Origin of the sequence: Vibrio sp. MMG023 (genome assembly GCF_021654215.1) — a bacterium.
GTDB lineage: Bacteria > Pseudomonadota > Gammaproteobacteria > Enterobacterales > Vibrionaceae > Vibrio > Vibrio jasicida.
Genome location: NZ_JAKFZP010000001.1, coordinates 1 through 13456, shown reverse-complemented (window position 1 = coordinate 13456; position 13456 = coordinate 1). Strand labels below are relative to the sequence as shown.

Annotated in this window: 6 protein-coding genes; 2 read left to right on the top strand and 4 right to left on the bottom strand. The window is 43.7% G+C overall.

Features of this window, described 5'->3' with window-relative positions; translation table 11 throughout:
• The first annotated feature begins 333 nt into the window (after positions 1-333).
• Positions 334-3012, top strand: coding sequence for a type VI secretion system ATPase TssH (tssH, locus tag L1076_RS00030; protein ID WP_237303266.1), 2679 nt, complete (start codon positions 334-336; stop codon positions 3010-3012).
• Positions 2999-4627: a sigma-54-dependent Fis family transcriptional regulator gene (locus tag L1076_RS00025; protein ID WP_039978276.1), complete on the top strand. Its 1629-nt coding sequence runs from the start codon at positions 2999-3001 to the stop codon at positions 4625-4627. The genes tssH and L1076_RS00025 overlap by 14 nt, the downstream gene beginning before the upstream one ends.
• 90 nt (positions 4628-4717) lie before the next feature.
• Here the strand turns inward: L1076_RS00025 and L1076_RS00020 are convergent, their stop codons facing one another.
• From L1076_RS00020 to L1076_RS00005, 4 genes are all read right to left on the bottom strand, one after another.
• A complete protein-coding gene (locus L1076_RS00020; protein WP_237302884.1) occupies positions 4718-9409 on the bottom strand; it encodes an OmpA family protein in 4692 nt (1563 codons plus the stop codon).
• Entirely contained in the window at positions 9402-10637 is a 1236-nt protein-coding gene (locus L1076_RS00015; protein WP_237302883.1) for a hypothetical protein, read from the bottom strand. The genes L1076_RS00020 and L1076_RS00015 overlap by 8 nt, the downstream gene beginning before the upstream one ends.
• A 1-nt stretch (position 10638) precedes the next feature.
• Complete coding sequence (locus L1076_RS00010; protein WP_237302882.1) at positions 10639-12357, bottom strand: hypothetical protein; 1719 nt, start codon at positions 12355-12357, stop codon at positions 10639-10641.
• 747 nt (positions 12358-13104) lie between these two features.
• Positions 13105-13456, bottom strand: a 352-nt coding sequence (locus tag L1076_RS00005) for a hypothetical protein (protein WP_237302881.1), incomplete at its 5' end; no start/stop codon positions are given.

The following is a 13456-nucleotide window of genomic DNA, read 5'->3' as shown; positions in this document are numbered from 1 at the left end:
AAAATGGGCTTTATTTATCAATTTATTAAGTACAATTTATTGGATAAAAAACCAAAAAGTTGGAAATCGATAATAATAAATTGTTTCAATAATAAAAAGTGAAAATAACCATATATCAAGAACAGAATAAAGTTAATAAAACTATCTATTTAGTCATATTAACTAAGAATTAATTCAGTATGACAAACCAAGATAATCAACCGTAAATATTCCCACTAATTTTGTCATTAAAATCACCAACAAACGCTAGGCAAAATATCTTGATAAAAAAAGAGTGTTATCACTTTTAGTATAATAGCCGCTACCTCTTTTCCTCTAAAGAATAAAATGGCTATGATAAATATAAACCTTTCTTCATTAATTCAGCGTCTCCACCCTATTGCAAAAGTGGCGTTAGAAGACGCAGCTGCACTTGCAGTTTCTGAAAAAGCAACCGAAGTTCAAATCGAGCATTATTTACTGAGTCTATTAGAAAGGCCAAATAGTGATTTTGACGTCTTATTAAGTCATTTTGATTGTTCTGAGAACTTGCTAAGACAATCGATTCGATCCACCCTCGACACCAACGCCAAGGGAAATGGCAGCAAACCTGTTTTTTCTGCTTTATTAATCGAATGGTTACAAGAAAGTTGGCTGGTTTCTTCTTTAGATCTATCCGAAACACAAATCCGCTCTGGCGCCCTACTCCTTACTCTTGTTAGCAATCCTCTACGTTACGGCCAACACGGTTACGCCTCTATCCTTGAAGCCGTAAACCCTGACAGCCTTAAGCGTAATTTTGCAGAGCTAACAAGCCACTCTATTGAGGCGCAAGTCGCGACTTCCGAGAAAACGCAAGCTCGTGAAGATGGTTCAGCACTGAGCAAGTTCACGACCGACTTTACGGGTAAAGCACGCAAAGGCGAAATCGATCCTGTTTTCTGCCGTGACCAAGAAATCCGCCAAATCGTAGACATTCTTGCTCGTCGACGTAAAAACAACCCTATTGCTGTTGGTGAGCCGGGCGTTGGTAAAACCGCAGTAGTAGAAGGCTTAGCACTTAAGATTGTACAAGGTGACGTACCAGACAACCTCAAAGGTGTTGAGCTTTACGGCCTAGACATGGGGCTTCTACAAGCTGGCGCAAGCGTAAAAGGTGAATTCGAAAAACGCCTAAACGCGGTATTGGATGAAGTGAAAAACTCGCCAACCCCTATCATTCTTTTCATCGATGAAGCGCACACCCTTGTTGGTGGTGGTAACCAAGCGGGCGGCAGCGACGCTGCAAACTTGTTAAAACCTGCCCTAGCACGTGGTGAAGTGAAAACCATCGCAGCGACAACATGGTCGGAATACAAGAAGTACTTCGAGAAAGATCCTGCCCTCGCGCGTCGTTTCCAATTGGTAAAACTCGACGAACCGTCTCCTGAGCAAGCAGCATTGATCATTCGTGGTCTGCGCCCTGCTTATGAGAAATCACACAACGTTTACGTGCGTGACGACGCGATCACTGCTGCGGCAGCGCTTTCTGCGCGTTACATCTCTGGCCGTCAACTGCCAGATAAAGCGATCGATGTGCTAGATACGGCGTGTGCACGAGTGAACATCAGCCTGAATGCTATTCCTGCTTCTGTTGAGACCCTTCAGCAAGAGCTTGCAGCTCAACAGCGCGAGCTTGAAGCACTTGAGCGTGATGCTCTGCAGCAAACTGGCGACAAGCACAGCCTTGCTAATATTCCAGACCTAAAACTGGCAATGGAAACAACGAAAGAAGAGCTGGCAGAGCAAGAAGCCCAATGGCACAAAGAAAAAGAGCAGATCCAAGAGATGATTGCTCTACGCTCTCGCTTGCATGAACTGGTCTTTGGTGAAACAAATGAAGAAGAGCTTGTTGCAGAAGAAGATTCAGAACAAGAGCAAGACGCTTCTCCATATGCAGAAATGGATGAAGAAGCAGTTCGCATTGCAATTTCAGCCTGCCAAGAGCAGTTAGATGCAATCCGCAATGGCAACCCATTGGTTCACTTTGAAGTTGGTCCAGATGAAGTTAGCCACGTGATCTCGGACTGGACTGGTATTCCAATGGGTAAGATGCTTCAAGACGAAGCAGAAACCACGCTAAAACTGAAAGAAAGCCTAACACAGAGCATCAAAGGCCAAGAATACGCTATCGATGCACTGTCTGAAGGCATTCAAACCGCAAAAGCAGGATTAGGCAACCCAGATGCACCGACAGGCGTATTCCTGCTGGTTGGCCCAAGTGGTGTAGGTAAAACCGAAACTGCTCGTGCGATCGCTGATCAAATGTTTGGTGGCGAGCGCTTTATGACGACCATCAACATGTCTGAGTTCCAAGAGAAGCACACGGTATCTCGCCTAATTGGTTCACCTCCGGGTTACGTAGGATACGGTGAAGGCGGCATGCTGACAGAAGCGGTACGTCAACGTCCATATTCTGTTGTACTTCTTGATGAAGTTGAAAAAGCCGATCCAGAAGTGCTGAACCTGTTCTACCAAGTGTTCGACAAAGGTACGCTGAACGACGGCGAAGGTCGCACCATCGACTTCAAGAACACGCTGATCATCATGACCAGTAACCTTGCGACGCATGAGATTGAATCTTTAGTTCATCAATCCAAAGACATCGATGCAAACATCATCGCAGAAGCTATCCGCCCGACTTTGAACCAACACTTCAAACCGGCGCTGTTGGCGCGTATGTCTGTGCTTCCGTTTGTTCCGCTATCTGATGAAGCAATGACAGAAATTATTCACCACAAGTTGAACAAAGTCTCTCAGCGTCTACAGAGCCATCACAAGTTATCTCTGAGCTACGAAGAAAGCTTGGTCGAGTTCGTACTAGGTAACTGTCGCCTTGCTGAAACGGGCGCGCGTAACATCGACGCAGTTATCAACCGTCAGTTACTGCCTCAGCTATCGACACAGCTATTGGTGCATGACAAGGATGATTCACATACGCAAATCGAAGTGTCTGTCGATGAGCAAGGAACACTAACCTATGCGTTCAGCTAACCATAGCGAACTTAGCAACGCCCTACTTGCGATCAGTCAATCTTTGGCTGATCGCAGCCAGCTTACCCAAACGTTGGATGCTGTGTTGACCGCTGCGAGACAAATGACCCTCGCAAAGCACGGCATCATTTATGTTTTGGACCAGACTGGTCAGGCGTTGATTCCAAGTACCGCTCACCATAACGATAAAACGATTGTTTCCCACCCTTGGGAGGCATTGCAGATTGATTCCGCTAGTGAGAACGACCCATTTAACTTTGCCATTCGCAATGGTGAAGTGGTATTGATTAACGAGTTGTATAAGTACAACGGTTATGACTGTGACAGCATCTATCAAACTGAGCAGACGCTAGGGCTAAAAAGCGAGAACTTACTGGCTTGGCCTTTAATTGATAGCGAAAGTAAGACCATTGGACTCTTGGTCTTGCTCGATTTAAGTGTTATCGACAATGAGGCAGCATTGACTGAGTTTTGTCGCATGGCCGCAAGTAATATTCGCCAAGCCGTTTGGTTAGAGCAATATGGGCAAGTGATTAAAAGCCTCAGTGCCGATAATCAAGCCCTCGTCCGCGAGAACACTCAGCTCAAAAAGCGTACCCAAAAAACCTATCAGGGCCCTATTGCCGAAAGCGAAGAAATGCTCAATGTCTTGAATCGTCTTGATAAGGTGCTATCTCTTCCTGTCGACGTTCTGTTGCGTGGTGAAACTGGGGCCGGTAAAGAGGTAATCGCGAAATACATTCACGAAAACTCTAACCGAGCAGAACAGCCTTTGATCGTTCAAAACTGTGCGGCTATTCCAGAGCAGCTATTGGAATCTGAGCTTTTTGGGCATAAGAAAGGTTCATTCACTGGCGCAGACAAAGACAAGGTTGGTTTGTTTGAAGCAGCCAACGGCGGCACGCTTTTCCTAGATGAGATTGGTGATATGCCAATGCTACTGCAGGCAAAATTGCTGCGTGTGCTGCAAGAACGTAAGGTTCGCCCTGTCGGTGCCAGTAAAGAGATTGAAGTCGACGTTCGCGTAATTGCCGCTACTCACTGTAATCTTATGCAGCAGATCAAAGATGGCGGGTTCCGTGCTGACTTGTTCTATCGCTTGAATGTATTCCCGATTACGCTGCCACCCTTGAGAGAACGTGAATCAGACATTATTCCTCTCGCAGAACATTTCGTGCAGCACACCACCAACACGCTAGGTTTACCGCAAGCGCCAGGGTTAAGTGCCAACGTCCGTAAACAGCTTCTTGCTTATCCATATCCAGGTAACGTGCGTGAGCTTAAAAACATCATCGAACGCTCAGTGCTACTGTCCGACTTTGAAACCATCACTCACATTGAGTTTGGTGAACAAATCCCAGAAGATACGCCAAGTGTCGAATTGAAAGTAGCATCGCCTCCCCCAGAACAACCTGCTTACGAGCTAGCACAAGCGGATTTAGAAGACGCTTCGATGGGCCTTAAGGACGTTGTCAGCCAATACGAACGCACAGTGATCATCGATTGCTTAAATGCCTGTAATTGGCACACCAAGAAAGCGGCCGAGCAATTGGCGCTGCCAATGAGTACCCTCAACCATAAGATGAAGAAATACGATATTTCTGCAGCGGGTTAAGCGAGAAGCGAGAAGCGAGAAGCGAGAAGCGAGAAAACCTTACTTCAGTTTCCATTGATAAGAAAAGAAAAACCGCCCGAAGGCGGTTTTTTATTTATTGAGAATCGACGCTTCAATGATGGTTGCTAAGTATGGGTCTCTAATCCAAGTTACCAAACGTTCTGTACGCTCTTCTGGTTTCAGTTTTGCCCAGTTGATGTACATATCTTTATCAACTTTATAGCTTGGGTCTTCACAATCAGAAAAATAAGATAACTCATCTACATTTTTGTACTGCCTGCCCAACGACATCTCAAAGCTTCCAAGTTTAAACGGCGTTTTTTCCGCTGTATTACGTTGTACTAGAGAGGACACCTTTAGAACTGCTTCTTGGAATCGACCAGATGTCGAAACAACGGGTCCAAATGGTCGAAGCCCCTTGATTTCTTGCCCGTTCAGCGCTTTAAATGCGAACTCGAAACGAGACGCGTAGACCACCTTACCATCGAAATCTTCATCCATGTCTATGTTGGATAGAGCCTCAGAGACAAAATCTGCATCTATATTTTTGTTAACCACATCGCTGTCATCTAGCGTCCATTTAGAACCGTCCTTCTTTAGTATCCCAATATAAGTAAGGTTACTTAGATACTCAGGACCAGCGGTAGTTTCAGACCCGAATACGGCTTCATTATCAAAAGTGGTAGATAGCTTTAGTGAAACTGGAACACTCTGCCATTCGAGGTTTTGTCCCTCATACGACTCTTTTCTGTGCTTGCCACCAATAAGCATAACTTCCGTAGCGAATGACTTATTCGAAGTCCAATCAAAGTCTTTGAGCTCATCTGCAGTAGTAAACATACTGTCTTCGTTCATAAACTGTCGTTTATTTCCGTAGTTGACCGCAATCGCACTGTGCTTAATGTCATCGATAACAGGCTTAGTCGGGCCTTTATGAACTTTACTATGTAAGACAAAATCTAGCGTTAACAAATCTTTCTCTGACACACTATTTCTGTTCGCAATAAAGCCCGATTTAGCAGAGAGTGTATAGTTATGGTTTGTATCGACTCCTACAGGAATCTGTCTAGGTGACGTAATAAATCGTCCGACTGTCTTGTCCACTCGTACTGGCAGCTTATAGTTGCTTCCAGATAGAGTGAACTCATAGGTCATATTTTTGAAGCCACCGCTGTTTACATATTCTTTGAGTACATCTTGTTGGGAGTCAATTTTTATCACCTGCCCAAAAATCGGACCGAGAGCAACTTTAGATAAATAGCCACTATAATCAACTAAATCATGCTTGGCGATCAAAGGCTTCACACCGGAGAAGACATCATCACCAAAGTAAAAATACGGCTCAAACTCACAACCAATCAGGACTTTGCCGTCTGCTTTTTCCGCCTCAAAAAATTCGGCCAACTCACCTTTGGGGTCTACACTAAACTCCTCGTGTTTCATCGGTTTGAACATCAAATTAAACTTAGGTCCGCTGGTATTAAGTAAACCGTCAGTGCGCTGATAAGACATCTCACACTGAAACACATTTGACGTCATCTGTTTCAGACTTTGTTTGCCTAACACCATTTGCCACTTCAAACGGTGGAAAGGCGATAATCGCACCTTTTTATTTGCTTTTAATCGTACCTTCTCCCACTCATCAAAGGTGACCCATTTAGAGTTGTCATGAGGCTCAGAGACTAATAACCTAACGAACCCTAGGTCCTCTTCTGATAATTTTTTAGACTCAACATTAAACTGTGTCGCAAACTCCACTAAGCCTCGTTGTTGATCCCGATTATAGAGCTTGTCTTGCACTGGAAACGCGACATTAAACGCCCCAGAAACGTCTTTCCTTTTTGGAACAATATAGTTGGCTTTGTTACGAGTAATGATTTGTTCAGCTATTTCTTCACCGTAACTTTCAACTAATTGCTTGTGTCCCTCACGACGCATGAGTTCTTGGAGCCACAAGTTACACAAGTTTTCTTTTAACTCTGTGTTTAATATCCAGCTGTCGGTTTCGATGTATCGCTGAATGTATTCATCGATGGCTAAAACTTGCCACTGCTTTGTGAACTCTTGTTCGCCCTCAGCACAAGCTCTTTGAATCAAAAGCACCAAACCATTAATAGCAAGTGCACGGCGTTGATAGCGCTTAATCAACTCCTTTGCACCCGTTGCTTTTCCTAGGTGCTCAACTAACGCATCTGAAGACGTAAAATACATCTCGGTCAATTGAGTATTAATTTCAGCCAATGAATCAATAATCTCTGTGGTTTCATGGCTAAGTTGTTCAATCGCAGATATGCTTTTTCTAACTTCGTTGTAGGAAGACAAGTAATAATCGAAGAGCGCAGAGTCTAGCAACTGGGCGCCACTCATCAGCATTTTCCCGCCTTCTTTGACAACGAAAAAGCCTCTTGCTGCCTGTCCTATTATCGGAACATAGCAAGCCATACCAACGATCATCTCGAAGATAGCTAGCTTGAGCTCTTTTGCAATTGCTTCTTCTCCCAAGTTCGCATTTAACTGAGCTAAGCGCGCTTGCTCCATAGCCTTAAAGCCAAGTCGACTCGGTGGAATTCTCGCCGCAAACTCTTGTAGGTAGATTCGAACCTCAACACGTCGGTTAATATTAAGTTGAGCGTTTTCGCGTTTGATTTCGTTGTTTGGTACCTCGACTATCGGTCGACGTTCGCCAAAAAATCGAATGTCACTGACTGAAGAAAAGAACTCAGCAACATGCTGCGCTCGCTGTTGCGAAAGGTTTTGGTTATATTCTGAATCACCGTTTTGACAGGCATGCCCTTCGATTTCAACAACGGCATTTGGAATCTTAGATAATTCTTTATCGACAGCAGCCAAATATGACAAGTGAGGGGCTTGAACCTGATTGTTATCAAAAGGAAAAACCAAGCGTAAACCGGCACCTTTATGGTCTTTAACAAACATTGCACTGTCTTCAGCAACGTCATTAGGAATGCTGTCAGTAAACGTTACATTGTCGCCTAACTTATCTATGATTTGCTTAAGTAGTAATTCCCCACTCTTCAGACTTTCTTTCCAGACTGGTACCCAGTTCAGATAATCGCGTGATACCTGCTCAAAATAACTTTTCCTGAGTTTAGCTTTCTCTTCTGCTAAGCGTAATTGCTCGCTTTTGTCAGTGATCTCTTTTATCTCATAGAAGGTGTTGATTGCATTGAGCCCTGCACCAGCAAAGGGCGACAAAAAGCTTTTGATACTGCCGTTACCTGTCAACCAAGTTCTTGCAGCACTCCCCGCCACAACGTGGGCATTACCATTTCTCGCAGGTTCAATAACCTTGGTAAAGAACTTACTTTTGTCAAACCCCTTCTCTTTGAGGAGCACTTTTAAGCCCACTTGTGCTGCACGCTCGGATTCCGATGCCGCTTGGCGTAAATCTTGAAGAGTTTGGTATGCTGCTGCGGTAGCCGATACCCCAAATGAAAACTCCAATGCCGAAATCATGGCTGGAGGTAAAGCGCCCTTGTCTACTTGCCCCCAAAACGTGTTTGCTAAACTTCCAATCACGTCGTGTTTACTTGAGGGATTTTGATGAATATTAATGCCAGCATTAACCAAACTTGGTGTCACTTTTGTGCCAATCTCCCACAGCGCAGCACTCATACTGGCAGTAGTTCCGCTATTCTCTAGGTTTTCAAGGTCCCCCATTCGGAAGGCTTGTAGAGCTTTAAACTGCGTAGGAAATTGGTATATCAAAGACTCTTCAAGTGAGATCATGTCGCCCGCAACAACCGCAATCTTACCAAACGGAGTCGTTTGACTGAGCGTGATGAATTCTCGTAGCTCGTAGCTGACTCTAGTAGCATCACCAAACTCATCATACTCTTTGGTTACATTAGTGGCATTTAATGCAAACTCGGGGATCTCATCGATGAGATCAACATCAAAAACCACTTCAATGGTGTACATGCCATCAATAAAAACCTCCGACGCCAACGGAAACAACGCAATTGGGCGATGCGAATCACTGTTTCGGTCAAGTTGTGCTTGCGTTATGGTATTTTTACCCTGCAGGTTTAGGTGCTGTCCGGTCTCATCATCAAAACGAGTAACTTTAACAATTGCATCAGCATACTCTTGTGTTGAAAATGCTACGGCGAGAAATGAGAACGTGGGTACAATAAAGCCACGAATGGCCTTATCTTCAGGAACAGAGTCATACCATTTGTTATATGTAGCTTGCTCATCCGTTAGTGCTTGAGTGCCTGCTTCATATTTAGGCGCGAGTTGTGAGCGCTTTACTTCTGTAACAGCGTATTCCACTTTTTTTTCTAGCGAGTTCAGTGCTTGATCACCGTCATACCCCTTTAGCTTTTCTAAGATAGAGACAAGGTCTACACACGCCTTTTTCATTGGCCGAGCATCACTCTGTGCACCAATCGCCAACTCTGTAAGCATTGACCATTCAGGAAAAGACAGCTTGTACGTCTTCTGTGTTAGTTCATGTACTGGCGAGCGCAGTGCCAAAACCTGATTGACGTTGGTTTTTTGGTTTTTCTGCGTTGAATCACCGAGTACATGTAAACGACCTAAGTCGTCTGTCGCCCAAAGGCCTGCGCTTTCCTCACCTAAGTTTTTGGCAATGGGAAGCCGTGACATAGGGCGAATATTGCTTAATGCCTCAATCACTTCCAAGTTATCAGCTGAATTCACATCGGCATAGTCGGAACCTTTTTTACCATCAACGGTAGGATACTCAACGCCAAATAAATAGATGTCTGTCGGTAAATATTTAAAGTCATTATTCATCGTTATCTACCTCCAGAAAACGCCCACCGTTAGCATCGGCATTATAAAGAACTGGGGTTTTAGCTACTCTTCCAGAATGAATCACCTTCCATGACTGAGCGCCATTTCCATTCATTTCATAACGGTAATCTGCCCCATAACGTCTTATGGTTATTTTTGCTGCTCCTCTCTGTGTTTCATTACCGTTGTTACTGATATTTACAACTTTCGCATAAACGTTCTTTTCCTCTCCTTCGTCAGAGAACGCAAGCCACGTTTTGTCCTCAACGTTGATCAACACTTTGCGGTACGAGTTTACTGCCCACACGTATTTTCCATTAGGGCTGATAGCAGTTTGTACATAAACACGTTCCTTAATCGTTTTTTCTGGCTTAAATTCGTCCTCAGGGAAAATTTTATATAGCATTTTTAAAGTCTTGGCATCGAAAACCACCACACCCAAATCGCCGACATAAATGAGCTTACCGTCAACAATGACCGTAGATTCTGAAATGTCGACATCTACTTCTTCCTTGACTCCTGTCGCGAGTGTGTATTTAAAGCGCTTAGAACCATCTGAGAAATAGATGTAACTAGAGTCGTCCGCCCAGACCAAATATGGCTTAGTCCGCGCGCTCCCTAGTTGAATGGTCTGTTGCGTTTTTAAGTCAAAAATGGCTTTTATCAGAGGCTCTCCATAACTGTATGCATAAGCCACATAACGATTGTTAGGTGAACGACTCATCGTAAAATTCTGTGGTGACGCCGTACTTGGCATATCATCCGTAACTAAACGTAAATCTGTCCCATCAATTTTCACGCTCCAAATCTTGTAGCCATTTTCGTAATCATTTACGAGAGGGTCTCGAGAGCTAACATTATTCCACCAAAACTGAATTCGAGGTTTGTCATAAGAGCTCGCATCAGATAAATCTTCACGGGGCCACTCTTTTGCTCTGCGAACAGCATAGCCTGGTTTTACGGGAAGTGTACCTGGATATTCAGGCTTGGACAGATCTTCAGAGTAAACAATAAAGTTGTGCTCACTTTGCCATTGGCAGCGTGGTCCTGTTACATCTTTGCGTTCGAATGACGTTGTTTCACCAACATTGTAACAAGCCTTTTGAGTGGGTTCTTTTTCTACGGATTGTGTTGTTGCAGTATTCGAAGTTTGATTACTTTCGTCACCACAGCCTGTTAATAACATAGCTGTCGACAGAAGCATGATACTTAACGTTGTTCGTTTCATTTTATAATAGTTCCGTGAGTTCAATGTCTTGATAAATTACTGACATTAAGACCGTTTTATCTGAGTTATGAGATCGGCAATGACGGGTTAGATTGACCCTTTTAACTTCTGGTAACCAACCACTAAACACGACTTCTTTACAATACTGATCCACAAACTCAGCCTCGCGCAAAAAAATCTTTTGGCTCCATGTTTCATCAACACACGCCAGTTGGAAGTAATCATCTGGTTGATCGCATTGGGGGTTACTCTTATAAGTAATTACGATGCCTTCACTTGGGGAGTTAACAACAGCGGCAGCAACACCCTGCTCTTTTTGACTGACGACATTGTAATCTGATTTGCTTAACACTTGAGTATCTAGATTCGGCAGCGAAATCACAGGTTCGGAGCTCGCATCAAAGTTATGAGCAGAAGAATAATCACTGAGGTCTACTTTAACCGCTTTCTCGTTATTCCCGCTCTTTAACTCATTGAGTTGCTGAGTATTGAGTTGAGCCCGAGAATAATAAAGAGCAACATCACTCTGTACGCTGCCGTTGATTTTGTATGGAAGCCAAATATGAGGCAAAGGAACACCAAGTGGCTCTCTCTTTGTTTTACTTCCAGCCTTAAATGGACTCAATTCGGTTTGAAGTAATTCTGTGTATGTTTCGCCTTCGTTAGGCCAATCAGCGACCACTACCTCAACTTCTTCTCCAGTAAGACCAAAAACACGGGCGCAAGCGTATTCGTCCAACACACCCTCATAGACTTTTTTACCGTCTTGGTACAGCTGAAACGCTTCCCCTGACAGAAATGCTTCGGAGTCTTCATCATATAAGCTGATATCGACCGATCTTTGAGGCGAGGACTTAGTGCTTTGGTAGAGTGATAGATCGACATCAGAAAAGCGTCCGTCGTTTTGAACTTGGATTTCTCGCCAAACTTCTGATTGCCAAACGACATAAATATAACCGCGATCGATAGATACATACCCTGAATCACTCTTATGAACTGGAACTACCGGCACCAACACGTTATCCCACTCATCCATCTGAGTTTCTTTATCAACGGGTTGTAGGTTCTCTGCGAGTTTAAGCAAGATCGGCTGAGGCTGGTCGGAACAAGGGATTTTGATATAGAGCGTTTTGCCCTCAGTTTCGAGATCTTTAAACGTCGCGAGGCTGCGGTGTTTATTTTCTGTATCGGCCTTGCCCACAGTCACTTTTTCTTTTTGAGCGTCCGTTTTACCCAACATCAAACAGGCTGCATTGCTAGACCACTGCCCTGCAAACTCAACAACGATTTTTTGATCTGGGCTCGGCTCAGAAGGTACATGCGTGTAACTACGAACTAAAGCAACATCGTCAGTAACCTGCTTGTAACCCGCTTTAAAAACTTTGCTTTCATTCGAAGCTGATACAGAGTCAACAAGCGATTTAAGTCTAGGGAAGCTTTGTAACTGAGAGTCCGTTAATGGCGACCTACGAGCAAGGGAAGATAATGAGACCCAACTGCCTTTCCCAAGTTCGGTTCTAATCGCTGCTAGCAATCCGCTGGTCGTTTTTTTAGAAGAAAGAGAAATCTTTTGCGCAAACTCTTTAGGGAGGTTTCTAAGGATGTCATCTGAATTTCGCAAACGCGAAAGCTGCCCTATACACTCGTCTGGTGTAAGAACATAAGGTAGCTCGCTGGAAGATAGCTTCGAGCTAGGTATAAATTTGCAAACTAAATGCATTTGAATTCTCCACAACCAACATCGTAAATATGGTTGCGGTGACATTTAAGCTGATAAGGCTTACAAGTACGATTTGGTGCGCTAATGCTACTAATTTAATTTATAACATTCAATCACATAGAAAAATCAGCAAATAAGCTGAAAGCCACCCAAAAGACACATTCGCTAGCAAATAAGTCATTTAAACCACAAATAAAGACAAAATAACTAGATATTGAAATCAAAAAGAAGGATTCAAATAAAAGGAATTTTTTTATTTTTGGGCAGAAGTTAACAGTTTCTATTGGGCAAATGACACCTCTGAGAGAGGCTCTGAAGGAATGACCTTCCTCAGCAGCAACAGATAATGAATAGCTACTGAGGAAGTATGAATAAAAAGGTGAGCGCGTGTCACACTCACAAAAAAGCGCAACTACTTTGAAGCAATGCTAGGCTGGTGTCGCTTCATCACAGTCACAAAACGTCAGGTAGTTCACACTACCTAATGCAGAACTCTATACTTGGGGTATAGCATTGCGTGTAACTATATAATATTAAGACATATTCTCAACGTGGCATATTCACCACAGCATCTTTCAAATAACCATCACAATCACACTAACCGCTTCCTAAAACAAAATTGGCATAGGCATTCTAGATGTTTCACCTTGTATAAAGCCCGGCAAGTCATTTGTCGCAATTATTAGAAAAAGCCAATCGTTTGACTTAGATCACTTAATACCAAGTAAAAAGAAAGCGAGCTTTCTTTTAGGCTGCTTTCTGGGAGGGTAACTCCGCGGAATATTTTTCCCAATAATCTGGAGCAACAAGCGCTGTAGTACTGGAGTAATTGAATATCGTATTCACCTCATCAGCGGTCGCAGAGAGTGAATTAGTACCATTTGCATAAACGGTTATTTCTCCATCTTTTAAAGTAGACAAATCAAGATCAACGGTCCAGGTGCCATCAAGTAACACTGTTGCACTGCCTCGAACTTCCAAGCTATCGGTATCAACCGCTTTGAGTTCTATTGTGTCCCCCGTCTCGAAACGAGTACTGCTACCATTGACGGTTACTGTTGTATTACCCGATACATCACCGGTGGTTCCGATCGTGATC